Genomic DNA, 25322 nt, shown 5'->3' with positions numbered 1-25322 from the left:
CGCGCGCGGATCAGACAGGTCACAACGCAAAACGCGCCGGTGCGCGAAACTCGCGGACCGGCGGGGCCCCTTGGGACCGAGTGCTGCAGCACTGCCTGATATGGCGCGGGTTCTATGCCCAATTTTCCGGCGCGTCAAGCCCGCGGCCCCCAGCAATCCGGCATTTCCGCCCAATGCCCTCCGCGTCGCGCCCCGGCAAGGCCAGCACCCGGCGACTCAAGAACAGATTCATTATTATGCATTGCATTGCCATCGTAGCGCGGGCAATACTCGGTTAGATTTAATTAGGAAAGCATAATGGCTACAAAGAGTAGGGGAAATGCCCGGCAACCGACCGATATTGACCGGCATATCGGCGGAAACCTTAAAAGACTGCGCCGGCAGCGCAGAATGACCCAGGTCGAACTGGGCGAGGCCGTCGGCCTCAGCTTCAAACAGATACGGAAGTACGAAAGCGGTGAAAACCGAATCTCGGCAGGCGTCCTCTTTCTGGCGGCGGATACGTTGAACGTGCGGATTGAGGATTTCTATGCCGGCTTGCCGATGATCGATACGGACGGAGCGGAACCGCGGGACAGCAACGCCGAAGAACTGGGGCTTTTGTTCCAACAGATCACCGACCCGCGCGAGCGCCTCTCCTTTCTGCGACTGATCAAGGAGATCGGCGACAGCGAAATTTTTCGCCAAGCCCGCGCGAACCGGCGGGACCCTTGAGCCACCGGCACCGCCGGGTCAACGCCGGGTCAAAGACTGCGGCAACGGTGAAATTGCGCGAAACGCTCCGCGCCCCTATAAGACGCGTCGGTCCGCCCCATATAGGGGCTTGAATTGGCGAAGATCGATGGAGCCGCGGGCGTGCTGGCGTTTCGCAAGATGCATGGACTGGGAAATGATTTCGTCGTGCTGGACGCGCGCGCCGAGCCCATTCCGCTGCCCGAAGCGCGCATCCGCTTGATCGGCGACCGCCGGCGCGGCATCGGTTTCGACCAATTGCTGGTTCTGGAACCGGCCAATGACGGCAGCGCCGATGTCTTCATGCGCATCTACAACCCGGATGGCAGCGAGGCCGGGGCCTGCGGCAACGGTACGCGCTGCGTCGCCCATCTGCTGATGGAAGAGACGGGCACGGGGTCGTGCATCATCGAGACCCGACGCGGATTGCTGTCTTGCCGCCGCGTCGACGAACTGGTGTCGGTGGATATGGGTGAAGCGCTGCTGGACTGGCAGGATGTTCCGCTGGCCGAGGCAATGGACACCTTGCATCTGCCGATCCAGGAAGGGCCGCTGAGTGATCCGGCGGCGGTCGGAATGGGCAATCCTCACTGCATCTTCATCGTCGACGACGCCGAAGCGCCCAATTTGGATGCGCTTGGCCCGGCCGTCGAGCATCATCCGCTTTTCCCCGAGCGGACGAATGTGGAAATCGTGTCAGTCCGCCCCGACGGATCGCTGCGCCTGCGGGTCTGGGAGCGCGGGGCGGGCATCACCTTGGCCTGTGGCTCTGGAACCTGCGCCACCGTGGTCGCGGCCCATCGCCGGGGACTGGTCAATGCCCGTGACGCGGCCGTATCGGTCCATGTCGATGGCGGGATGTTGGAAATCCAATGGCGCGACGACGGCCATGTCATCATGACGGGCCCGGTTTCGACGGCCTTCACCGGCGAGGCGGCGCTATGACCGCCAAGCCGGAAATCGTCACCTTCGGCTGCCGCCTGAACGCCTTCGAATCCGAAGCCATCCGGGAATTGGCGGAAGGCGCGGGCCGCGAGAATCTGATCGTCGTCAATACCTGCGCCGTGACGGCGGAGGCGGAACGCCAAGCGCGCCAGACGATCCGCAAGCTGCGCCGCGAACGTCCCGACGCTGAAATCCTGGTCACCGGCTGTGCGGCCCAGATCAGCCCCGATACCTATGCCGCCATGCCCGAAGTATCGCGCGTGGTCGGCAACCGCGAGAAGCTTCAGGCGGAAACCTATGGCGGGCGGTCCGAGGAACGGGTGCGCGTCGACGACATCATGTCGGTGCGCGAAACCGCCAATCACCTGATTTCCGGCTTCGGCGGGCGGGCGCGCGCCTTCGTCCAGGTTCAGAACGGCTGCGACCATCGCTGCACCTTCTGCATCATTCCCTATGGCCGGGGCAACAGCCGCTCCGTCCCGGCGGGCGAAGTCGTCGAGCAGATCCGCACTCTGGTCGAAGGCGGCGTGAAGGAAGTCGTGCTGAGCGGCGTCGACATCACGTCCTATGGCGCGGACTTGCCCGGCCAGCCGAGCCTTGGCCTGCTGGTCCGGCGTATCCTGAAGCTTGTGCCGGAACTGCCGCGTCTTCGCATCTCGTCCATCGACTGTATCGAGATGGACCCCGACCTGATCCGTGCGGTCGCCGAGGAAGAGCGTCTGATGCCGCATCTGCATCTCTCGCTGCAGGCAGGCGACGACATGATCCTGAAGCGCATGAAGCGCCGCCATTCGCGCGGCGACGCGATCCGTCTGACCGACACGCTGCGCGCGCTACGCCCCGATATCGTTTTCGGTGCGGACCTGATCGCCGGCTTCCCGACCGAAACAGACGCGATGTTCGACAACACGCTTCGCATCGTCGAGGAATGCGGCCTGACCTGGCTGCATGTCTTCCCCTATTCCGAACGTCCCGGCACGCCGGCGGCGCGCATCCCGAACCAGGTTCCGAAGGCCGACCGCAAGGCGCGCGCGAAGGCCCTGCGCGACGCGGGCGCCCGCGCCGAGGCCGCCTATCTGGCGCGGCTGGACGGCGGCGAGGCCGTTGTGCTGATCGAACAGGACAATAGCGGCCACAGCGAAGGCTTCGCGCCGGTGCGCTTCCCCGGCCAGGTCCAGGACGGCAGTCTGATCCGCGCGCGCCTACGGACCGGTCGAGACGGATCGGTCACCGGCACCGCGCTGGCCGCATAGCCCAGCAACGCCCCCTTCCCTTCAACGCAAATCGGTAGGTTCATGGCCCTCAACTGGTTCCAAAAGATCAAGCAAGGCCTGACGAAGACTTCGTCGCGGCTGACCGACGGCGTCGCCAGCATCTTCACCGGCAAGCGCCGGCTGGACGACGAGGCGCTGGAGGAATTGGAGGAGGTTCTGATCGCGGCCGATCTGGGCCCGGCCATGGCGGCACGCATGACCGCGGAACTCGCCAAGACCCGCTTCGACAAGGAAATCAGCGATCAGGAGGTCCGCGAAGCCTTCGCCGACCATGTCACCTCTGTGCTTGAGCCCGTCGCGAAGCCGTTGGACCCGAAGCCGGATCTCAAGCCGCATGTCGTGCTGGTTGTCGGTGTGAATGGTTCCGGCAAGACAACGACGATCGGGAAACTGGCGAAACGGTACCGGGAACAGGGCCTGTCGGTCATGCTGGCCGCCGGCGACACTTTCCGGGCGGCAGCGGTGGAACAGCTTAAAGTCTGGGGCGATCGGACCGGCGTTCCGGTCATATCGCGGGATACCGGCACCGATGCCGCCTCCCTTGCCTTCGATGCATTGAAGGAAGCCAAAGAGGCGGGGGTCGATATTCTGCTGATCGATACGGCAGGCCGCCTGCACAATAAGGCGAACCTGATGCAGGAGTTGCAGAAGGTCGTCCGCGTCATCGGCAAACAGGACGAAACCGCGCCGCATGACACGATCATGGTCCTGGACGCGACAGTCGGCCAGAACGCGCTGCAGCAGGTCAGCGTCTTCGGCGATATGGTCAAGGTGACCGGGCTGGTCCTGACCAAACTGGACGGCACCGCCAAGGGCGGTGTCCTGGTCGCGCTGGCGGATCGTTTCGGCCTGCCGGTCCATGCCATCGGCGTCGGGGAACAGGCGGACGATTTGCGCCCCTTCGAAGCGCGGGATTTCGCCCGTGGCCTGATGGGGTTGGAATAGGCGGCGAGAGGCCGAACGGCGTCGATTCAGCCGATGCGAAGAACCAACATCGGCAACATGCGCCCGGGGATGACTTCCGACGGTGCCTCGCCGACCCGAACCGCGCCCATTCTTTTGTAAAATGCCTCGGCATCGGGATCGGATTCGATCACCATGCTGTTGCATCCCGCCGCGCGGGCCGTTTCGGCCGCCCAATCGAACAGCGCCCGTCCGACCCCCAACCCCATCGCCCCGGGATCGACGAAAAGTTTCTCCAAAGACGCATGCTTACCCGCCACCGTCACGTGGCACACGCCAAAGAGGTCTTCACTGAGCGTGCATTGCGCCGCCATGACCAGACCTGATCCTATCGTTTCCGGAGAAATGGTCAGGGGGCCGACGCATTTGGCCATGAATTCCGGGCCATAGCCCCAATGTCCCTTGGACCGCAAGGCCAGGGCAGACAACGCGGCGCTTTCCTGCGGTGCCGCAGGACGCAACTTGAATGATGCGGCCATTTCACCAGCCCCCATTTCGCAACAATCTGCTTCCAGATATGTCGCTATGGCTACACTATCCAGTAACAGATGTAAGAATTAGCCATTTCTTAATCTGGTAAAGTTAAAATCACATCCACGACTTGTACGACTTTTTGAATATCAGGGGGACAATTCATGGCGGACACTTCCGCAGACGCCGTCGCGTCGGACCTGGACGGGGCTACCACAAAACAATCCGCGCCGGCCCGTTCCGTGGCTCAGCCGTTCTGGCTGGTCATGGCGGCGATCCTGTTGTTGGCCGCGATCATTGGCGGCACATCGGTCTATTCGAATCAAAAGCTCAGCGCGGCGATGAACGAGATCGTCGAGAAGCGCTATGAGAAGATCGTGACCGGCATGGAGTTCGAGCATGCGCTGACCCGCGTGAACCGGACCGAGAAGAGCATGATCCTGGCGATCTCGCCGGTCCACCGGGAAAAGAACATGGAAGCCGGCGAGCAGGAACTCGCGCTGGCCCGCGAGTTGAAGGACCGCTTCGCGGCCATGCTTTCCCCCGAAGAGGCCGAACTGTTCCAGGAAGTGAACGACGCCTTCGATTCCTGGGTTTCCGGTCATGAAAAAGTCGTCGAATCCGTCAAGGAGGAAGAGACCAAACGGGCGACCCGCGTATCCGACGGCAAGAACCAGAAGCTGATCGAGCGCATGACCGAAATTCAGGCCGAACTGCTGGCCGCGAACCGCGCCGCGATGGATGAATTGCGGGCCGAGGCCGCCGAACTGGGCCGCCTGGCGGTGCGAGGCACCATCATTGTCGCGGTGGTCGGAACATTGGGCGTGTTCTGCTTCATTCTTTGGATCGTGCGCCAAAGGGTGCTGCGCCCGATCCGCAGCATGACCGGGGCGATGCAGGTCCTGGCCGATGGCGACACGGATCAGGAAAGCCCGCGCTTCGGCCGAAATGACGAGTTCGAGCGCATGGCGACCGCGCTGGACCGGTTCCGCGAGTCGATGATCCGCACGTCGGATCTGACCCGCGCGGCGGAAACCGAAAGCGCCCGGCAGTCGGCGCGCGCCCGGGACGTCGAAACCGCCGTTGCCACTTTCCGGGACAAGGTCAGTCAATCCCTGCAGGCCTTGGGTCGCTCTGCTGCCGGATTGGACGGATCGGCCCAGAAACTCGCCGAAAACTCGTCACGGTCCACTTCGGAATCCAGCGTCGCTGTCGAGGCGGCGGATCGGGCCAACGCCAGCGCCAGTTCCGTCGCCGCGGCGATCGAGGAAATGTCCGCCGCCATCAAGGAAGTCAATCGCCAGGTCCTGGACGCCAGCGTGACGACCGATAGCGCGGTGACCGATGTCCGCCGGGCGGCGGAGACCGTCAGCGGCCTGAAGGACGCGTCCCAGAAGATCGGCGAAGTCGTCAAACTGATTACCGATATCGCCGAACAGACCAACCTTCTGGCACTGAATGCCACGATCGAGGCCGCGCGCGCGGGCGAGGCCGGTAAGGGTTTCGCCGTCGTTGCGGAGGAAGTGAAATCCCTGGCCAACCAGACCGGCAGCGCGACGGAACAAATTGCCCGTCAGATCGAGGACGTTCAATCGCGCACGGAACAAGCCGTGGAAGCCATCGGCAGCATTTCCACCGTCATCGAGCGCGTCAACGGGATTTCTGCCGCCATTGCCGCCGCCGTCGAGGAACAGGAAGCGACGACGACCGAGATTTCCCGTTCCGTCCAGGGTGCGTCAGAAAGTGCAGCCACCGTGTCGGAACATATCTCCTCCGTCCGCGAGGGCGCCGCGTCGACCGACGCCGTCAGCCGCGAATTGCTGGAAGCCGCGGAGGGTCTCAACAGCCAGACCGAGGCCCTGAATGCCGAGATCGAGGCTTTCCTGCGTAAGATCGAATCCGACTGATCCCGGACGGCAACCTATCGGACCAAAGAAAAACCCCCTTCCGGCCGGAAGGGGGTTTTCTCGTTCCGTGGCCCGGACGGATCAGTTCTTGGTCTTGTCGACCAGTGCCTTTTCCGAAATCCAGGGCATCATGGCGCGCAGCTTCTCGCCGACTTCCTCGATCGGATGGGCGTCGTTGAGGCGGCGCGTGGCCTTGAAGCTGGTCTGGTTGACCTTGTTCTCCAGCATCCAGTCGCGGGTGAACTTGCCGCTCTGAATGTCCGACAGAACACGCTTCATCTCGGCCTTCGTCTCGGACGTGATGATCCGAGGGCCGGTGACGTATTCGCCATACTCGGCCGTGTTGGAGATGGAGTAGTTCATGTTCGCGATGCCGCCTTCATAGATCAGGTCGACGATCAGCTTCACTTCGTGCAGGCATTCGAAATAGGCCATTTCCGGCGCGTAACCGGCTTCGACCAGGGTTTCGAACCCGGCGCGGATCAGTTCGACCAAACCGCCGCACAGGACGACCTGCTCACCGAACAGGTCGGTTTCGCACTCTTCCTTGAAGGAGGTTTCGATGATGCCGGCCTTGCCGCCGCCATTGGCGCAGGCATAGGACAGGGCGATTTCCAGCGCATTGCCGGAGGCGTCACGGTCGACCGCGACCAGGGTCGGCACGCCGCCGCCACGCAGGTATTCCGAGCGCACGGTGTGGCCCGGGCCCTTCGGCGCGATCATGAAAACGTCCAGATCGGCGCGGGCTTCGATCAGATTGAAATGAATGTTCAGGCCATGCGCGAAACAGATCGCCGCGCCGTCCTTCATATTGCTGTGCAGTTCGTCGCGATAGATGTCGCCCTGCAGTTCGTCGGGCGTCAGCATCATGACGACATCGGCCCAGGCCGCCGCTTCGGACGCGGTCATGCACTTGAAGCCGGCCGCTTCGGCCTTCTTGCGGGTGGCGGAGCCTTCGCGCAGCGCGACGACGATGTCGCTTACGCCGCTGTCCCGCAGGTTCATGGCATGGGCATGCCCCTGGCTGCCGAAGCCGACGATGGCGACCTTCTTGGTCTTGATCAGATTAACGTCCGCATCGCGGTCGTAATAGACGCGCATGATTGAGCGCTCCCCTCTGGTGTGCATATGTCGATTGTCAAAAACGGCGGCAGACCCGCCAAAACCGCGTCTCTCTAGCGGTCTTGGCCGGATGGATCAACGGGGGAATTCGAAAGTTGCGGCAAAACGCCTATGAAATTTACGGAACGAATGTCCGGCGGCATTAAACCGAAAATTTCTTCTTCGCCTCGGATAGACTTTTCAACAATTGCTGACCGACCGAACCGCCGTCGCCTTTGACCTTCTGTTTGGTGACGACCTTGATCAAATCGATATGGGCGTCGATCAGATCCAGAAGCGGTGCCGAGATCTGTGAATCCTCGCCCGTCACATCATAGAGCGACTTGCCGAACTGGGTCATCAGCGGATAGCCGAAAATGCCGCCCTGCCCGCGCAGCTCATGGGCGATTTCGTTGATCGTCTTCAGGTGATGGACGCCGCGTTCCGGCTCTTCCAATGCCCGGTGGTGAGCCTGGGTCAGTTCCTCGATCGAATTCGCGACCCAGTCCGCGTAGTCGCCTTCCATATTGGCGATTTTCTGCTCAGCGGCTTCGATCAATGCCGGATCGAAGGCCGGCTCGTCAGGGTCGCCGCCGGAGGCGCCGGCCAGCTTGCGTTTCAGCTGACGCGGAATCCGGAATTCCCAAACCATCTTGCTGCTGTTCTTCAGCGCCGACATTTCCTTGCCGGAATAGACGGTTTCGACATCGTCTTTGCCCAGAACCCGCCGCTCGCTGGTCACCGGCTTGCTGCGACGGCGTCGGTCGGGTCCGAAATAGCGCGGCGTATAAATATAGGGGCGCGGATGATCGACCACCGCGACCAGCCTTTGCGCCAGCTTTTCGGCCGAAAAAGGTTTGGCCAGGAACTCGTCGACGCCGGCATCGCGGGCGGTGAACAGCACGTCCATGTCGGCTGCCGCGGATACCATGATCGTCGGCAGAAACCGGTCTGGCGACCGTTCCGACCGGCGCAGCCAACGCATGAACATGGCGCCGTCGACGGTTGGCATGAAATAGTCGCAGATCACGACGTCGATGCCGGACATCCCGATCATTTGGGATTTTGCCCCTTGCGCAGGGGCCATGATCTTAATCGCCTGTTCGCCGTCTTCGGCGACGATCAGACGTTCCACTCCCAGTGCGCGCAGTACATTGATGAAAATGGAGCGCATGAAAGCGCTGTCTTCGACCACAAGCACTGAAAGCCGCGAAAAATCCAACCGCGCCATCTAACGTCCCCACTCCACCCGGTTCACCCGATGGGTTTTATTATGTCGCGCAGGTTTCTGAATAATTCGTTTAAACGCAAGTGGGAATATTCCCGCAAACCGACTCGACGGCGGGAAACCGCACAAATCCAGCGTTAAACCAGGATATTCAGATAAAAGCCGCGCATTCGGACGTCCTGGCGGGGTCCCCCGTCCCCATCGAAGGCCAGAAGCGTCCGCAACCTTTGCAATGCGCCATCCAGCTCCGCCGTACCATCGGGGCCGGCCCCGCGGTTTCCCCCGCCGCCGGCACGGCTGCCGCGGCCCGCCGACAGACCATGGGCCGCACCTCCCCCCGGACGAGGTTGAATGCGGGAATTAGTGGAAGAACCGATATCCGTCATGGGCCAATTGTGGACCGCATCGTTTCAGGATGCAATCGGTGCCTCTGCTGGGATAGTGGAAGCCGAGGGCCGGGTCCTCAGGCGTTGACGTCGATCACGGCGCGGCCCCGGACCTGTCCTTTCAGAATCGCCGGGCCGAGATCGAGGACGTCGGACAGGGCATGATCCTCCACCATCGCCTCCAGCTTCGCCATCGGCAGATCGGTTCCAATGCGCCGCCAGGCCGCCAGGCGATCCTCATAGGGGCGCATGACGCTGTCGATCCCCAGCAGATTGACACCCCGCAACAGGAACGGGATCACGGTTGCCGGCAACTTGGCGCCGCCCGCCAGCCCCACGGCAGCAACCGAGCCGCCATAGACGATCTGGGTCAGGACCCGGGCCAGCATGCCGCCACCGACCGCGTCGACGCAGCCCGCCCAGGTTTCGCGCTCCAGCGGCTTCGCCGACGGTTCGGCGATGTCGTCCCTAGCCACGATCTGCGACGCGCCCAACTCTTTCAGATAGTCCGCCGTTTCAGGCCGGCCCGTGACCGCCGCAACCTCATATCCCAGATGCGCCAGAATCGCGGTGGCGACCGACCCGACACCGCCCGCTGCCCCGGTCACCAGAACCGGCAGGCCGCCCGGCTTCAATCCATGGGCCTCCAGCGCCATCACCGACAGCATGGCGGTGAACCCTGCGGTGCCGACCGCCATAGCCTGCTTGGTGGTCAATCCCTCCGGCAGAGGAACCAGCCAGTCGGCCTTGACCCGCGCCTTTTGGGCATAGCCGCCCCACCAAACTTCCCCGACGCGCCAACCGGTCAAGACCACCTTGTCGCCCGGTTTAAAGCGTGAATCGTCCGACGCCTCCACGGTACCGGCGAAATCGATTCCGGGCACATGCGGAAAACTTCTCACCAAGCCGCCGCCGCCGGTGACGCACAGGCCATCCTTGTAGTTCACGGTGCTGTATTCGACCGCCACCGTGACGTCACCTTCTGCGGGGAGTTGCGCATCATCCAGTTCCTTGACCGAGGCCGATACGGCGCCGTCTTCGGATTTTTCGACCAGGATGGCTTTGAACATGACGTCACTCCCTTAAGAAAGCTGTTCGGATCGCCCGCCTCATTCGAACGGCAGGTTGACCACTTCCGCCGGGCGCGGCCCCAGCGGCGTCTCCACCGTGACCGCCGTACCGGCGTCCCAGAAATCGCGTTCGATCATAGCGATGGCGACGGTGGTCTCAAGTCGCGGCGACCAAGCGGACGAGGTAACCTGTCCCGCATCTACTCCCGCCGCCGTCACCGGCCAAGGCTGTATGGTGAATGGCAGTCCCTGGGCGTCGATCCTGAGGCCGCGAATCTGGCGCTGCGGCCCTTCCATGATCACCCGGATCAGGGCATCCCGGCCGATACAGCCGATCGCATCCGCGGTCTGACAAAATCTGCCGAGGCCGCATTCATGGGGGGTGTTCTGGCGCGTCATGTCGTTGCCGTAGGACAGCAACCCGCCTTCAACCCGCTCAATCAGGTTCGGGCCGCCCGCGCGGATACCATGGGGTTCACCGGCCTCCACAATCGCGTCCCACAGGGCCTCGCCATGGGCACTGTCCTGCAGATAGATCTCAAACCCGCCCTGTTTGGAATAGCCGGACCGCGCAACAATGTATTCCTGACCGTCCAGCAGCATGGGTTCGAAGCGGAAGAACCGGATCGACCGGACCTGATCACCGAATACGGCCGCGACGGTATCCTCGGCCTTCGGACCCTGGACGGCCAGCGGCGACACATCGGGCTCTTCGACCGCGACGTCCAGGCGCAGCCCCGCCGCCAGCCCCTTGACCCACAGCAGCAGGTCACTGTCGGCGATCGACACCCAGAACCGGTCTTCGGCCAGTTTCAGGGTGACGGGGTCGTTCAGCATGCCGCCCGTCTCATCCACCATCGGCGTATAGAAACACTGCCCCACCGGCATGTTTGACAGGTCGCGCGGGGTCAGCAGTTGGACCAGGCGCGCGGAATCCGGGCCGCGGATTTCGACCTGGCGTTCACAGGCGACATCCCAGATCTGCACCGCTTCGCGCAGATGCCAATAATCCTCCTCCAGCGACCGGAAGACTGTCGGCAACAGCATATGGTTATAGACCGTGTAAGCCCGGACACCGGCAGCTTCAACGCGTCGGGTAAACGGGGTCGATCGGGTGCGGCGGGAAATGGAAAGCAGCGGTGCGCTCATGAAACCTCCGTGGCGGGACTGGGTTGCCGTCGGGCGGTAATGAACACGGGATCGCGCCGGGATTCCATCCGATAAAATTCACCGAATGGTCAATTCTAGAAACCGGACTCGCGGACCAGTACGGCCCCGACCGCACGCCAGAGACGCGCTGCCAGGCTTTCCGGCGGCGCGTCGATGTGAACCGTTCCCCGCAGGGGCCGATCCAGCGTCACCGCATCTTCCAGTGCCATTTCGATGCGATAGACGGCATTCAGGGGAACCCACCGCTTATCCTGGGCGCCTTGACGCGCCGCGACGCCGCCGCCGTGAGAGGCAGCAAAATGGGGGCTGGAGAGTTGGTCCGCGCCCAGCCCGTCAATCTTGCGGACGGTCCCCTCGACGGCGTCGCGGGTCGGATCCTCCGGAACGAAACGGACCCGCGCGCCTTCATGAATCCGCGGCAGATCGGCCTGGTCGGCATAAGCAAGCATGCGGCGCGTCGGCGCAACGACCCGGCCCACGGGCGTTCCCGCCGCGATCCACTGGCCTGGCGCCAGATCGGGGGGCATGTCCCGCAGAATGCCATCCAGAGGTGCCGCGACGACCAGCCTGTTCATTCGCGCTTCGATCCGCATACGGCTCGACTGCAGACCACGCAGGTCTTCCTCCAGGCGCGCGACATCGCCCCGGTCCAGATCGCTGAGCCGGGCGCGTGCCAGTTTCAGTTCGACCGTTCGTTGTCGCATTGCATTGCCTGCCAGCGCCGACCGCAGCGCAGGCGCATCCAAATGCAGAAGCGGCTGACCGGCGGTGACATCCTGACCCGGTTGGGCGACCACGGCCGTCACGCGTGCCGGCAAGGCGCTCATCACGACCGATTCCGCCTTGGCGTCGATCAGCGCCGGCGCGGTGACCCGGGTCTGCCATGGCGTCAAAAACAACCACACCGACAGGCCGAGCACCGTCAGCGTTACCGCCAAATTGACGGTCGGGCGGGCATGGCGGCGCAATTCACCCCAGGCCCGGATTTCCTTCAGCACCGGCAGCAGGATGAAGTACAGAATTTCAATCACGAACAGCAGGATGCCGAGCGCCTTGAAGAACAGGTGATAGACCAAAAGCGCGATGCCGAGGAACAGGAAGAACCGGTAGATCCAGGTGCCTATGCTGTAGACGATCAACAATCGGCGTGTCGCCGGATCGAAATGTTCCGGTGCCGGAAGGCCGAACCCGAAAAGGGTTTCGCGCATCCACCACCGCGTCAGGGCGAAGGCGCGCGGCTGAAGGTTCGGCATGTCCAACCAGTCGGACAGGATGTAATAGCCGTCGAACCGCAGGAAGGGACTGAGATTGATCAGCAGCGTCGATATCCAGGTCGCGCTGGCCAATAGGAACACCGCTCCGCGCACCGGTCCGTCCGGCAGGAAAGACCACAGAAACGTCGCCAACAGCGCAATCGCCAGTTCGACCCTGATCCCCGCGGTTCCGATCGCCAGACGCGCCCGGCGCGATGTCATGCGCCAGGCGTCCGACGTGTCGGTATAGAGAACCGGATAGAGCACCAGAAAGGCGACCCCCATGGTCGGAACCCGACCGCCATACCGGGTGGTCGTATAGGCATGTCCCAATTCATGCAGGATCTTGGTCAGGGTCAGGGTGATTGCGACCGCAACCGCCCCCTGCCAGTTCAAGTATCCGATGAAGGTCGCGGTAAAGGCGTCCCACTGACGGCTGACCAAAAACAGTCCGATCACGCCCAGGCAAAGAATCATGTACCGGACCGGGGCACTGGCCAGAATGTCCGCAATGGGCTGCGTCGCCCGCAGGAAGGCCGTTGGACGGACCAGAGGAATGCGGATGAACAGGTAATTGTGAACCGCCTGCTTGTACCAGGCTTGCTTCCCGGCGTCCTTGATTCGGCCGAATGACTCCGTTGCCTCCGAATCCGCCCGTTCCAGCAGCGCATTGCTTTGCAGAAATGAAATCAGGCCCGTTATCGCGCCGGGATCGGGCTGATAGACGGATTGCGATCGGACCGCCGCGACCAGCCGCGCGACACTGCCGGCGGACCAGCGAATCAGACACTCGAACGTTTCCGGCCCGATCTGAAAGTACCGGTTCCGGACCGGATCGAAGATCGTCCAGGACGGCTGCCCTGTCCGGTCCGGAGCGGCCGGTAATAGTTTCAGGTCGCGCCGCAATGCCGGCAGCGGCACATCGGTGCCACCCGTCGATCCTGCATTCGCGTCGATCGCCGTCATCGCCTAGATTCCAAGAAACTGCCGCACGGCCGACAAGGGCTTTCGGAACAAGTACAGGCCCAGGGGCACCGGGTCGCCGAATATCCGTGCCGTGCCATGCAGGCCGATGCGGGGCACCGTCTCACCCGGCTCCAAACCTGCCGACGCGCGATAAGCCAGCACCCCGTCGCGGGTTTCCTCCGCCCCATAGGCCGCATGTTCAAGGCGCGCCGAAAGCGGGTTCAGCGGATCAATGTCAAGGAAGACCGCAACTTCCGCCCCGTCCGCCATAGCGACCGCGTCGCCGACCGGGACGTCGATTTCCACCCGTACGGACTGCGGGTCGGCGATCTGCATGATATGCATGCCGGTCTGAACAGGCCGCCCGCGCCAAGCGGACGGATCGCCGAAGATCGCGACTCCCGCCGAGTCGGCCCGCACTTCGACCTGCGATACCAGATAGCGGCCATAGTCGCGTTCGACCTCTTTCAGCGCCAGCTCCGCCTCCTTCAGGGCGACATCGGCCTTGCTGCGCGGGTCTGCGAAGGCCTGCTGCCGGGCGCGCCGCAGATCCGCTTCCGCCGCATCCACGGCACGGTCGGCGATCGCCAGGCTGGCGTCCAACTCCGCCGACACATAGCGCAGCAGTACATCGCCGGGCAGAACCGCCTGATTGGGTTCGACGGTCACCCGTTCGATGACACCGTCCATTGGCGCAGCGATGACGGCCGGATCGCGCGGGACGATCCGGGCCGGCGCGATAACCGATTGCGGGACCGGAATGGCCAGCGCCGCTAAAGCGGCAGCACTCAGGACCCAACCGACGACGCGCCGGATCGAGCGGCCCTTGCCCGCATTGCCGCGTATCCTGCCCAGCACGTCCCACGCATGGGCATGGCAATCGGCAAGGCTGTCCAGCAACAGGCGCTCCGGGTCGGACCAGGTGGGCGACGGCCGGCATACCAGCATGCCGCCGATCCGACGGCCCTCACGGGTCCAAGGCACCCACAAAACCTGACCGGTGAGAAACTCGGTCAATCCGGCCCGGTCCTTGGGATCAAAATCCTCCGCTGACAGCGGCCGGGGATTGTCCCCCGCAGCCTCAGACTCCCGCAGCCGGCGCATCGCCCGCTCGACCCAATCGACGAAAGGGGCATTTCGGTCGATAACAGCGACATTCGAAACCGCTTGAACCCGCATCTTGCGGCCTCCGCCGACCAGCAGAATTGCTTGATCGTAGGCAACGAGCGTACGCGTACGGTTCACCGCAACGAAGGCCAAAGTGTCGTGTTTCGGCGCGGCCCGCGCCTCCTTCTCCAGTTGCAGCAAGAGGGCGGTCGTCCGCGCTGCATTGCTGCCCGCCGCCTGTTTGCTTTCAGTGCCGGATGAGACGCTCATGCCGCCCTAACTACCCTCTTGGTCGATGCTTGTAACCCTCCGCTCGGACGGAAACCGGCGTCCTGGCGCGGTCACTGGCCTTGCGGAAAGATCGCGGTTCCGCTCATCCCCGGCAGCAGATCCTGAGGGGCACTGTCGAATCCCGCGCGGATCGCTACGGTCTGGCTGACCGGGTCTACCTCGGCGCCCAGCTTGGTCACCTTGGCCTCGTAACGATTGCCGGTCTCGTCGATGGCCACCGCGAAAGACAGATCCGGCGCCAGCCACGACAGCCAGGACGACGGCACGATCATTTCGATTTCAAGATTGCCGGCCGCCACGATTTCCACCAGGTCGTCGCCCGGATTGGCGACTTCATGCGGATTGGCATGCCAGGCCACCACCCGCCCATCAAAAGGCGCGCCGATCGTGCAGCGATTGACATCCGATTGGAACAGACGCTGCTGCGCCTCCGTCTTGGCTAATTGCGCGGCTGCGATCTCGACCTCCAATTGGCCGGCCGCGTTCAGGCTGCGCAGTTTCTCAACCGATTGCAGACTTTTCTGCGCGGCCTCGACATCGGCGGCCCCGACGTCGCGTTGGGCGACGAAGCGGCTGCAATCGAAGCGGACCAGCCGGTCGCCCTTAACGAAACGATCGCCCGGACGCGACGGCATCTCTGCGATACGCGCCGCGATTTCGGCCGACAGAACAGCCCGGTCCCGCGATACGACCAGCGCCCGAACCAGGGGGCCGTCGACCACGTCTGTATGAGAATTGTCAGACTGCGCCGCCGCATCCATGCCGGCGGACAGGACCGACAGCGCGACGAAACAGGCGGCGAGGCGCGCCATCAGGACGCCTCATCTTCTCCGGACCAACGGGCGGGCGCCTTGAACTCGCCATTTTCCCATTCCTGCAGCGCCCGTCCGACCGCCCCGGCCAGCACCATCAGACCGTCTTGCTCCGACACGCCATCAAGCTGCGGATCCGCCCCTGACGCCGCGATCAGCCGGCCATAGGCCGCCTGGAGTTCGGCATAGGCCAAATTTCGGCGCAGGTCGGTCAAGGCGGCCAGGACATCGGCCTGAATGACTTCCTGCCCGCTGCCGGTCGCGGCCTGCTGCGAATTGGCGACCTGAGTCTGGATGCTGCCCTGCACGGTGGCAATGTCATTGGCCAGTTCGTAATCGCGCTTGGCCGAAACGAAGCGCAACTGGGCAACATTGACCTGTGCGATCACGGCCATGCTGAGCGCCAGCCGCCGGACCTTGGACATCTCCTGCTTGGTTTCCGCCAGTTCGATATTGGCTGGCCCTTGGAACAGGCTCATCACGTTCCAGGCCAAGGCCATGCTGGCATCGTACCAACGCTGATTGGCCTTATAACTGTCGGAGGTATAGTTGATGCCGGCACTGAAATTCAGACCCGGGATCATCTGCAGCATCGCGACCCGCGCTTCTTGGCGATTGATGCGCAGTTGATACGCTTCCGACCGCAGCTCCGACCGATTGGTCAGTGCCGCCAACTCCAACTCCTCGGGATCGAAGGAGAAAGTCAGGACATGACTGGGCAGTGGCCCTTCGGCGTCGGAAATCGTGAATTCCGAATCCGGATGCACATTCATTAGGACGGCAAGTTCCGCGCGCGCCGCCTGCATATCGTGGCGCAGCCCTTCCAACTGGCGCAGGGTCTCCAGCAAAGTGCGCTTGTAGACCAGCCCTTCCATCAGATTGACCTGCGCGGCGACCTGGGCCTCGACGTCGTCCAGCGCCTTCTGAACCCGCTCCATCAGCGGGCCGAAGGACCGCAGCGCCCGTTCCGCCGCCGCGGCGCGCCAATAGGCCTCGCGCGTGTCCTGTAGGATATTGTGAATGACCTGGCGGCGGCGTTCTTCAACGATCAAGGCCAAATCGGCCTGCTGTTTGGCACGAATATAGCCGATGCCGAAATCCAGGACGTTCCAGGAAATTGACAAATCCGCCGTCTTGACGCGCTTGTCCGACGTCGTCGATGTGGACGTCCGAGCCTCGTTGAAGGTCGTGTCCGCGTGCGACCGTGCGTCATAACCGGCATTGGCCGCGACCGACGGCAGAAGATTCATCCGTGCCACGTCTAGCTCGCGGACACCGACCGCTCGCTCCATCAGCTTCAGGCGATGGTCGAGGTTGTAGGTCAAGGCACGAGCGACTGCCTCTTCCAGCATGATCGGGCCGGAAATCCGTTCCTGATCCGCGAAAAGAGCGTTCAGATCAGATTCGACGCGGGCCGCGTTCTCCTCCTGGGTGAACGGCTTCAGGTCGACAGAACAGCCAGCTACGGCCAAGCTGCATACCAACGCAACCGAACCGACAAATCCATTCGGAACAAAACTCATAAATCCACCCCTGTCGCTCCCATCCGTCGGACCACCCCCACCCGGATGACATCACCGAATTCAACTAAACCGCGATTTTGTATACGCGTACGATTCCCAAGGTTTGGCCAAACTTATGCCGCCGGCGGCAGGTATTCGTCCAGCGCTTTTGCAAAATCGTCCAGCACCGTACCTTCGCCCGCAGCCAGCAACAACTCGCCAAAAAAGTCCGTCACCGCCATTGTCTCTTCCGCGGCGCCTTCGCCTTCCTGGGCACCCCGACCGTCGGCGGCCGCAACGATCAAACCGTCATCCGCGACAGCCCCTTCGTTGCCGGTCGAGGATGCCTGATCGCCCGATCCGGTCCCGCCTTGCGGATCCGCGCCGGGCACACCAAGCCCGCCGTCCAGCCCATTGGAGGGGCCCGTTCCGGGGGTCCCGCCATCGAGGCCACCGCCGAGGCCGCCCCCAGTGCCGCCGCCTAAGCCGCCACCGGCACCTCCGCCAAGGCCGCCTCCGCCGAATCCGCCGCCACCCAGACCACCGCCTAGGCCGCCGCCTGCTCCACCGAATCCACCGGCATTTCCGCCGCCGCCCAGACCGCCATTGGTTCCGCCGCCCAAACCGGCCCCGGCATTGGCGACAAGACCGTTTCCGGTACCGACGACCGAAACACGGACGGGCGTTCCGGTATTCTCAATTGCACTCTGCGACCCCAGGGTTCCGCGGATGGCACTTTCCGCGCCGCCATTGTTTTGCGCCGGACCGCCCGGATTGGATCCGTTGCTCGACCCATCGCGCACCGGCGTGCTCGGCGGCGGCGGGGGCAGCGGCGGGGCCGTCGCGAGAGGCGGCGGGGCCGGCGGCGGGTTCGAATTGGTCGGCGGCGGGACGAAATCGTCGACCGGCGCCGGCGGCCGCAAGGTCGCCGTCAGTGTCTGGGCCGTGCCGCCAACCGTGCCGTCATTGGGGGTCAACTCAATCGTGACCGGCGATGTCGGCGTCGCCGCGTTCGTCGCATAGGTGACGTTCTGCAGCACTTCATTGACCAGCGCCGTTGTCGCCGTGGTCCCGTTACCGCTGGTGAAGGTGATGACCAAACGTCCGGCCGTCGTGGTGTTCAGCGTTGCGATGGTGTTGCCGCCGACCTGCGCATTGCCGCCGACAATGGTCACATTCGCGCTGGACCGCACGGCGAACAGATCGGTCGCGTCGGCCCCGCCGGACCGTTGGATTTGAACCGAGAAGCCATTGTAATTGTTGGCCGCCGTCAGTTCCGGATCCGACACTGTCATGTTGGAATCGAGCACGACCGGCGTGCCCCCCGATGGGTCAAACACAACCGGATTGTCGACGCCGACCAGCCCAGGCGCGTCATTCACGCCGGTGGAGTTGATATTCACCGTTCCCAGGGTCGGGGTCACCGTGCCGTCGCCGGCGGTGATCGTAATCGTCGCCACCGCGTTACCATCGGCATTCGCCGCCGTCGTATAGCGGATATTGGTGGCGGTATCGAGATAGGTGCTGATATCGGCCGCACTGCCGACCAGCGTGATCGTCGTCGCGTTAACCAGGGTCTCGGTAACCCCGGCCCCGACCGCGGCCCCGTCGCCCGGCGTGGCGAAGGTTCCGGCCGATGCCGTCAGGGTCACCGTCAGCGTATCGCCATCGACCTCCGTGAAGGTAATGGCCGACAGGTCGACATTGCTGAGCGTGTCTTCCGTCACCGTGACAGCGGCGGGAATCCCCGTCGCTGCCGGTGCGTCGTTGACCGCCGTCGCGTTGATTTGAACCGTGCCCAGCGTCGGATTGACCGTACCGTCATTCGCGGCAATCGTGATCGTCGCAACGCCGTTCCCCGCCGCGTTCGCCGCGGTGGTGTAGCGAATATTCGTCGTGGTGTCCAAATAGGTGGCGATGTCCGCCGCGCTGCCGACCAGCGTGATCGTCGTCGCATTCACCAGTGTTTCGGTCACCCCGGCCCCGACCGCGGCCCCGTCGCCCGGTGTGGCGAATGTCCCCGCCGACGCGGTCAGCGTGACAGTCAGATTGTTGCCGTCCAAATCGGCGAAACTGACGGCCGACAAGTCGATATTGCTCAATACGTCTTCCGTGACCGTCACCGAGGCCGGAATACCGGACGCCGTCGGCGCATCGTTCACCGGCGTGATCGTCACCGTGACGGAATCGTTGCTGTCCGACCCGGCGCCGCCGGACCCTTGCGCGCCCGAATTGCCGTCGTTGAAAACATAGTTGATCTGAACATTGGCCGGGGGCGTGTCGCTGGTATTCGTATAGGTAATCTGCTGGATCGCGCTGTTGACCAGGGCGGTGGTCGCGTTCGCATTGAAGGTCAGGAGCAGCGTACCGGCCGAATTCGTCGTGACCGTCCCGATCGTCGTCGCCCCGACCGTCAGATTGCCGCCCTGCGTCAGCGCAGCCAGCGTTCCCGTGTGGGCAAATTGGTCTTGTGCATTCGCGCCGCCATTGCGCGACAGGGTCAAGGTCGCCCCGTTATAGTTACCGGCGCCGCCGTTCAGGGCGTCCAGTTCCGCATCCGCGATCGTGGCGTTGGAGTCCAGCACCGTCGCCGTCTGTTCATTGACCGTGGGCGTGCCATCCAGCCCCGTGAAGACCGGCGCGTCATTGACCGCCGAGACCGCGACGGACACGGTGCTGGCCGCACTGGTCAGCCCGTCATTATCGGTCAGGGTTGTCGATACTGTCCGGGTGGCCGTGTTTGGCACCTCGCTGGCATTATCATAGGCAATCGCCTGCACCAAGGTCTGAACCCGGGTCAGGGTCGCATTGGCATTGAAATTGACGACGAGGTTGTTCCCGGCCGCGATATTATTCGCCAGTGTGCCGATGACCGTACCGCCGACGGAGACGTTCGATCCCGCCGTCGTTCCCGCCAGCGCGACGGCCCCTGCCGTGTTGAAAGTCAGGATGTCTTCCGCAGCCGCGGCGTTGGCCGAGACGGTGACTGTCAGATTGCCGCCCCCATAATTGGCCGGGTTGTCCGCATCGGTAACCGTAGCGTTGCCGCCGCTGTCGAGCACGACGGCGCCGCCATTCTCGGTAAAGGTCACACTGTCGCCGCTGAGATTGCTGATCACCGGCAGATTGCCGATGGTCATGGTGAAGTTTGCTGTCGTCGACTGCGCACCGCCATTTGCGGTGCCGTCGGCATCGTTCAATGTCACGGTGAAGGTCTGCGCCCCGGTGCCGGCGGCCGCGCCCCAGCGGATGTTCTGCAGCAGAGTCTGCACCCGAGCATCGGTGGCATTGGAGTTGAAACTGATTTCCAGCGACCGCCCGGCTTGACCGTCATTTGTCGCGCTTACCGTGCCAATATTGACGCCACCGACCGAGATCGACTCGCCCGCCGAAATCGTGCCGTCGCCGCCGGCCGTCACATTGGTGCCGTCGACCGTGAAATTGCCGTTGGCGGTATTGTTGCCGCCATTGTCGGAAATAATCAGCGACCCACCGTTGTAGTCGGCGGCATCCGGGTTGGTGACGGTGACATTGCCGCCATTGTCGATATTGGCGGCGCTGCCCACCTGCAGACTGGTGCTGTCGCCGTTCATATTGCCGATGACCGGCGCATCGTTCACCGCGGTCAGGGACACGGTACTTGTCAGGTTCGGCGCGGCCACGTTACTGCCGCCATTGGCCGTGCCGCCATTATCCGTAATCCCGGTTATGGTGATCACCCGGTTCCCCGCCGTCGTCGGATTGTCCGACGTGTTGCGGTAGGTCATGCCGTCGACCAGAGTCTGGAATTGCGCGGCGGACAGTGTCGCGCCGGAAAAACTGACGGTCGCGGTGCTGCCGGTTACGGAAACCGAAACGCTGAGACCATTGGTCGCCGTCGTGACGTTTGTCCCGTTGGTCAGGGCGACATCCGATCCGTCGAAGCCGAGAATTTCGCTGGCCCCGTCGGATAGGTTGGTGACGGTCAAAGTCATCGACGATATGCGATCGCCTAGTTCGACCGTGCTGGCCGTCACGCCACTGTATAGATCTGCCCCACCGGCGCCCTCGACATAAGTCGGGTTCTGCCCGGTCCCGGTCAGGGTCGGCGCGTCGTTCACATTGGTGATCGACACGGTCGTGGAACCGGTGGCCGTGCCCGGATTGTCGCCTGTCCCCTGGGCATCGGCGCTGTTGCCGTCCGAGAAGGTCCAGTTCAATTGCGCCGTGGCGGGCGGATCGTTCGACGTGGTGGTGTAGCGGATCGCCTGCATCACCTCGTTGACCAGCGCGGTCGTCGGGATCGTGCCGTTGTTCTGGAAGGTGATGGTCACCTGACCGGCCGACGAGGTATCGAAACTGGCGATGACATTGCCGCCGGCAGAGATGTTGCTGCCCGCGACGGTCAGATTGCCGCCGGTCACGATAGAGTAGGTATCGGTCGCATCGGCGCCACCGTTGCGCACGATGACCAGGCTGGCCCCGGCAAAATTGCCGTTCCCGCCGTTCAGAGAACCCAGTTCGACATCCGTGACAGTCACGTTGCTGTCCAATACGACCGCGGCGCCGCCTTCAGTAAAGCTTGGCGTGCCGTCCAGCCCGGCGAGGGCCGGCGCATCGTTCACCGCCGTCACATTGACCTGAACCGTTCCGGCCGCGACATTCCCGCTGCCCTGCCCGTCATTCACCGTAACAGTGATGGTCGCCGCACTGTTGCCGCTGACATTGGACGCCGGTGTGTACCGAATGTTCGACGCCGTATCGAGATAGGTGTTGATGTCCGCCGCCGTGCCGACCAGCGTAATCGTTGTCGCGTTGACCAGGGTCTCCGTAACCCCGCCGCCAACGCCTGCGCCGTCTGCAGGGGTTGCGAAAGTCCCGGCCGAGGCGGTCAGGGTGACAGTGACCGTGTCGCCGTCGACATCGGCGAAGCTTGCGGCCGACAGATCGACATTGCTCAGCGTGTCCTCGGTCACGGTCACGCTGCCCGGGACGGATCCGGTCGGATTGTCGTTCACCGCGGTGATGTTCACATTGACCGTGCCCAGCGCAACGTTACCCGACCCGTCGCCGTCATTCGCCGTGACTGTGATCGTCGCTGCTGCCGCGCCGTTCACATTGGACGCCGGCGTGTAGCGGATGTTCGATGCCGTATCCAGATAGGTGTTGATATCGGCCGGTGAGCCGACCAGCGTGATCGTCGTCGCATTGACCAGGGTTTCGGTCACGCCGCCGCCGACACCGGCCCCGTCCGCCGGGGTCGCGAAGGTTCCCGCCGACGCGGTCAGCGTCACGGTGATCGACGCGCTGTCGACATCCGCGAAACTGGCGGCCGACAGATCGACATTGCTCAACGTGTCCTCGGTCACGGTCACACTGGCCGGAAGCGACCCGGTCGGATTGTCGTTCACGGCGGTGACGTTCACATTGACCGTGCCCAGCGCGACATTGCCCGACCCGTTGCCGTCATTCGCCGTGACCGTAATCGTCGCCGCTGCCGCACCGTTTACGTTGGACGCGGGCGTGTAGCGAATGCTCGACGCCGCATCCAGATAGGTGTTGATATCGGCCGCCGAGCCCACCAGCGTGATCGTCGTCGCATTGACCAGGGTTTCGGTCACACCGCCGCCGACGCCGGCCCCGTTCGCCGGGGTCGCGAAGGTTCCGGCGGATGCCGTTAGGGTGACCGTGATCGTGTCGCCGTCGACATCCGCGAAGCTGGCGTCCGACAGATCGACATTGCTCAACGTGTCCTCGGTCACGGTCACGCTGGCCGGCAGCGACGCGGTCGGATTGTCGTTCGCCGGCGTCACGTTGATTGTCACGGTATCGGCGGTTCCGTTCACGGTCCCGTCGTTCGGTGTAACCGTCAGGGTCGCGGAGGCGGTGCTGTTCAGCGCGGTCGTGTAGCGGATCTTGGTCGTATCGTTCAGATAGGTATTCAGATTGCCGGCCGTACCCTGCAGCGTCATCGACCCGGTGCCGGAATTCGCGATGGTCACCCCGGACGTCGTGCCGTTCCCGTCGATTGACGCGATGGTGCCGGCATCCACCGCCAGCGTGAGGGTGATCGTGTCGCCATCGCCATCCGACACATTGTAGGCGGACAGATCAATCGCCGTCGCGACATCCTCCGTTACCGTCGCGTCAGCAGGCGTTCCGCCGAGGGCTGGCGCCGCATTGGAGACGGCAACAGTGAAGTTGATCGTATCGAAGACCGGTATGAAACTTGTCCCGGAAAGGGAGCCGTTGGCCGTGATCGTAAAACTGGTAACGCCCGTCCAGTTCAGGTCCACATCGGAACCGTTATTGTAGTCTGTGGATGACTGCGTCCGCGTCGCATTCCCCGACCCATCCGACACGGCATAAAGGATATCCAGGGAGGTAGTACCTGAAAGGCGACCAACACGCATTGTGGTCAGATCGACCGCGCTGGAGAAGGTCACAGTGAAAAAACCCTGATAACCGCTATTCTCGAATGCGATAATGCCGTCGGTGCCCTTTAGGCCGCCACCATCCGAGACCGCCAAGCTGCCGCCGGTGATCGTTATCGTAACACCCGAGACAGTCTGGGTCGCAACGCCGTTGTTGGAAGCGCCCGTCGTCCAGTCAAAAACGGCAAGGGTGTGTGCGTAACTTTCCTGGGCCGCGTCGGATATCGCGACGCCGGTTTCAATTGTTCCGATGCTTTCTTCCAGTACCCAGTCGCCACCCAGCGCAGCGGCACCGGTTTCGTCCGACGAAGCGGCGACATCGGCGCCGGTAGCATCCGCGAAGGCGCTAAGAAAATCACCACCGGCACCGTCCGCGCCTATATTGCAGCCATAGAGCAGAATGTCGCCATCCGCCGACAGTGCGTTCCCAATCGTGCGCAGCGCATCGGCATTGGCGTCCAGGGTGTCGAGTGACAGAATCTCACCGCCGAGATTGAGCGAGCCTATGCCGCCATGGCTGATCAGGTGTACGGCATCGATGCCGTTACGGCCTTCAAGCGCCGCGGCGATATCCTCAACCGTCGCGCCTTCCGAAAGAATGATGACCTCAATATTGGGATCCATGCCGGCCAGCAGATCCTGATAGGAAGCGACGCTGGGGTCGACGATCACAACTTCCTTGCGATTCTCTGCGGGGACATGACCGCTGATCGCATCCGCAACCGCGTCGGTATTGGCACCCGCTCCCGCATTTGGGGAATTTTCGGCGGCCGCCTCGGCCTCGGCGGCGGCGTCTTGTGCCGCATCTACGCCCGTTGCCGCACCGGCGGCGTCGAACATGAAGCGCGGCTCCAGCGCCATCGGCGCCTTAAATGCAGGGCGATGCCGAATCTGCGGGCGGGCGGTCGAGGTCATCAATATCTGCCGAATGAATTGCACAACCGCACCTCTAGATTTTCATCGCCATTTCGGGGCTCACGAGCAAAGCACCGCACAACCGGGCGCCGATATTGCTTGCTACATTAAAGCAGCGCAACTCTTCCGCCAGGATCGTACGGAGGTTGATTACAATATACAATGCATTTTAGCTAAATATCTCAAACTTCCCACCCATCGACGCGCAGATACCCTAATTCATTAGTCTCTACATTGGCATAGCAGTGTTAACTTTTCGTAAAAGGTTGATAGAAAATGACCCCTCTAAGCTGCAGCGATAGCGTAACAAAAATTCATGGTCGTTTATCTGAAAACGCTGTTATGCTCGCATTGGGATAAACACTTTCAACACCAAACCGAAACGGTCGCCCGAAAGGAGCAGATCCCGGAGCTCGTTCGGTTTCTTGGAACCAATGCTACAGTTCCGCCGCACCGACCGAGAGTTCGACAACGCATCTTTTCTTCGCAGCCGGCCTCAGAGAACCGAGGCATTCGGGGAGTCACATGGCGACAGAGAAACTATTGAATCCGGCCAACGCCACGGTCGACACCTTAAAGCCCCATATCGGCGGCAACTTCCAGACCACTCTCTTGGCGGGTGCCCGTGAAGATAGGACCGAACCCAATTGGGTAACGGTCGAACTCGAACTGGTCTATTGCGAAAACCAGGGAAAATCCAATGCCCGCAAAGTCAGGATAGCGACGAGATGCCGACCCGCAAGCGGCTTAGCGTGGTGTTTTCCGTACCGGAGAGTTTCCCATCCGTCGATGGTGTCCCTCAGCCGCATCACGACG

General features: G+C 62.8%; 15 protein-coding genes. 5 read left to right on the top strand and 10 right to left on the bottom strand.

Translation table 11 applies throughout. From position 1 onward, the window contains the following. Nucleotides 1-297: 297 nt before the first annotated feature. The 4 genes from ACO06O_RS05300 (at nucleotide 298) to ftsY (ending at nucleotide 3896) form a co-directional block, all read left to right on the top strand. Nucleotides 298-714 (top strand): helix-turn-helix domain-containing protein, encoded by a 417-nt coding sequence (locus ACO06O_RS05300; RefSeq protein ID WP_421877050.1) that lies wholly within the window; start codon nucleotides 298-300, stop codon nucleotides 712-714. 114 nt (nucleotides 715-828) lie between these two features. Continuing rightward, complete coding sequence (gene dapF / locus ACO06O_RS05295; protein WP_421877048.1) at nucleotides 829-1677, top strand: diaminopimelate epimerase; 849 nt, start codon at nucleotides 829-831, stop codon at nucleotides 1675-1677. Next, nucleotides 1674-2930, top strand: a complete 1257-nt coding sequence (gene mtaB, locus ACO06O_RS05290) for a tRNA (N(6)-L-threonylcarbamoyladenosine(37)-C(2))-methylthiotransferase MtaB (RefSeq protein ID WP_421877046.1) — start codon at nucleotides 1674-1676, stop codon at nucleotides 2928-2930. Before dapF ends, mtaB begins: the two co-directional genes overlap by 4 nt. A gap of 42 nt (nucleotides 2931-2972) precedes the next feature. After that, nucleotides 2973-3896, top strand: coding sequence for a signal recognition particle-docking protein FtsY (gene ftsY, locus ACO06O_RS05285; protein ID WP_421877044.1), 924 nt, complete (start codon nucleotides 2973-2975; stop codon nucleotides 3894-3896). A 26-nt stretch (nucleotides 3897-3922) separates the two neighbouring features. Here the strand turns inward: ftsY and ACO06O_RS05280 are convergent, their stop codons facing one another. Then, nucleotides 3923-4393, bottom strand: a complete 471-nt coding sequence (locus tag ACO06O_RS05280) for a GNAT family N-acetyltransferase (RefSeq protein ID WP_421877041.1) — start codon at nucleotides 4391-4393, stop codon at nucleotides 3923-3925. Between the two features lie 156 nt (nucleotides 4394-4549). Between ACO06O_RS05280 and ACO06O_RS05275 the strand changes: the two genes are divergently transcribed. Next, nucleotides 4550-6292 carry a methyl-accepting chemotaxis protein gene (locus ACO06O_RS05275; RefSeq protein WP_421877039.1) on the top strand — a complete coding sequence of 581 codons (1743 nt, stop codon included), beginning with the start codon at nucleotides 4550-4552 and terminating at the stop codon, nucleotides 6290-6292. 81 nt (nucleotides 6293-6373) lie between these two features. Here ACO06O_RS05275 and ilvC read toward each other — a convergent pair whose 3' ends face one another. The 9 genes from ilvC to ACO06O_RS05230 all read right to left on the bottom strand — a co-directional run bounded on the left by ilvC (nucleotide 6374) and on the right by ACO06O_RS05230 (nucleotide 24431). Beyond that, the gene (gene ilvC / locus ACO06O_RS05270) at nucleotides 6374-7393 is read right to left on the bottom strand and encodes a ketol-acid reductoisomerase (protein ID WP_421877037.1); all 1020 of its coding nucleotides are present in this window, start codon (nucleotides 7391-7393) and stop codon (nucleotides 6374-6376) included. 163 nt (nucleotides 7394-7556) lie between these two features. Continuing rightward, on the bottom strand, nucleotides 7557-8624 hold the full coding sequence (locus ACO06O_RS05265; protein ID WP_421877035.1) for a response regulator: 1068 nt from the start codon (nucleotides 8622-8624) through the stop codon (nucleotides 7557-7559). Nucleotides 8625-9084: 460 nt separating this feature from the next. Next, the gene (locus tag ACO06O_RS05260) at nucleotides 9085-10077 is read right to left on the bottom strand and encodes an MDR family oxidoreductase (protein WP_421877033.1); all 993 of its coding nucleotides are present in this window, start codon (nucleotides 10075-10077) and stop codon (nucleotides 9085-9087) included. 39 nt (nucleotides 10078-10116) lie between these two features. Continuing rightward, nucleotides 10117-11226 carry a dimethylsulfoniopropionate demethylase gene (locus ACO06O_RS05255; RefSeq protein WP_421877031.1) on the bottom strand — a complete coding sequence of 370 codons (1110 nt, stop codon included), beginning with the start codon at nucleotides 11224-11226 and terminating at the stop codon, nucleotides 10117-10119. Between the two features lie 95 nt (nucleotides 11227-11321). After that, nucleotides 11322-13466 carry an HlyD family efflux transporter periplasmic adaptor subunit gene (locus ACO06O_RS05250; RefSeq protein WP_421877029.1) on the bottom strand — a complete coding sequence of 715 codons (2145 nt, stop codon included), beginning with the start codon at nucleotides 13464-13466 and terminating at the stop codon, nucleotides 11322-11324. A gap of 3 nt (nucleotides 13467-13469) precedes the next feature. Next, a complete protein-coding gene (locus tag ACO06O_RS05245; protein ID WP_421877027.1) occupies nucleotides 13470-14843 on the bottom strand; it encodes an efflux RND transporter periplasmic adaptor subunit in 1374 nt (457 codons plus the stop codon). Nucleotides 14844-14914: 71 nt separating this feature from the next. After that, nucleotides 14915-15676, bottom strand: coding sequence for an efflux RND transporter periplasmic adaptor subunit (locus ACO06O_RS05240; protein WP_421877025.1), 762 nt, complete (start codon nucleotides 15674-15676; stop codon nucleotides 14915-14917). Further along, on the bottom strand, nucleotides 15676-17199 hold the full coding sequence (locus ACO06O_RS05235; protein WP_421877023.1) for a TolC family protein: 1524 nt from the start codon (nucleotides 17197-17199) through the stop codon (nucleotides 15676-15678). The genes ACO06O_RS05240 and ACO06O_RS05235 overlap by 1 nt, the downstream gene beginning before the upstream one ends. A gap of 113 nt (nucleotides 17200-17312) precedes the next feature. Next, nucleotides 17313-24431, bottom strand: a complete 7119-nt coding sequence (locus ACO06O_RS05230; protein ID WP_421877021.1) for a DUF4347 domain-containing protein — start codon at nucleotides 24429-24431, stop codon at nucleotides 17313-17315. Nucleotides 24432-25322 lie beyond the last annotated feature (891 nt).

This window comes from Pacificispira sp., from assembly GCF_965228185.1.
Taxonomy (GTDB): domain Bacteria; phylum Pseudomonadota; class Alphaproteobacteria; order UBA8366; family Aestuariispiraceae; genus Pacificispira.
This window is presented reverse-complemented; position numbering and strand designations above follow the sequence as displayed.

What these genes read in the sequence shown, in the direction of transcription:
- ACO06O_RS05300 (WP_421877050.1), top strand. Translation starts at nt 298, where the DNA reads ATGGCTACAAAGAGTAGGGGAAATGCCCGGCAACCGACCGATATTGAC.
- mtaB (WP_421877046.1), top strand. Translation starts at nt 1,674, where the DNA reads ATGACCGCCAAGCCGGAAATCGTCACCTTCGGCTGCCGCCTGAACGCC.
- ftsY (WP_421877044.1), top strand. Translation starts at nt 2,973, where the DNA reads ATGGCCCTCAACTGGTTCCAAAAGATCAAGCAAGGCCTGACGAAGACT.
- ACO06O_RS05280 (WP_421877041.1), bottom strand. Translation starts at nt 4,393, where the DNA reads ATGGCCGCATCATTCAAGTTGCGTCCTGCGGCACCGCAGGAAAGCGCC.
- ACO06O_RS05275 (WP_421877039.1), top strand. Translation starts at nt 4,550, where the DNA reads ATGGCGGACACTTCCGCAGACGCCGTCGCGTCGGACCTGGACGGGGCT.
- ilvC (WP_421877037.1), bottom strand. Translation starts at nt 7,393, where the DNA reads ATGCGCGTCTATTACGACCGCGATGCGGACGTTAATCTGATCAAGACC.
- ACO06O_RS05265 (WP_421877035.1), bottom strand. Translation starts at nt 8,624, where the DNA reads ATGGCGCGGTTGGATTTTTCGCGGCTTTCAGTGCTTGTGGTCGAAGAC.
- ACO06O_RS05260 (WP_421877033.1), bottom strand. Translation starts at nt 10,077, where the DNA reads ATGTTCAAAGCCATCCTGGTCGAAAAATCCGAAGACGGCGCCGTATCG.
- ACO06O_RS05255 (WP_421877031.1), bottom strand. Translation starts at nt 11,226, where the DNA reads ATGAGCGCACCGCTGCTTTCCATTTCCCGCCGCACCCGATCGACCCCG.
- ACO06O_RS05250 (WP_421877029.1), bottom strand. Translation starts at nt 13,466, where the DNA reads ATGACGGCGATCGACGCGAATGCAGGATCGACGGGTGGCACCGATGTG.
- ACO06O_RS05245 (WP_421877027.1), bottom strand. Translation starts at nt 14,843, where the DNA reads ATGAGCGTCTCATCCGGCACTGAAAGCAAACAGGCGGCGGGCAGCAAT.
- ACO06O_RS05240 (WP_421877025.1), bottom strand. Translation starts at nt 15,676, where the DNA reads ATGGCGCGCCTCGCCGCCTGTTTCGTCGCGCTGTCGGTCCTGTCCGCC.
- ACO06O_RS05235 (WP_421877023.1), bottom strand. Translation starts at nt 17,199, where the DNA reads ATGAGTTTTGTTCCGAATGGATTTGTCGGTTCGGTTGCGTTGGTATGC.
- ACO06O_RS05230 (WP_421877021.1), bottom strand. Translation starts at nt 24,431, where the DNA reads ATGTTCGACGCCGCCGGTGCGGCAACGGGCGTAGATGCGGCACAAGAC.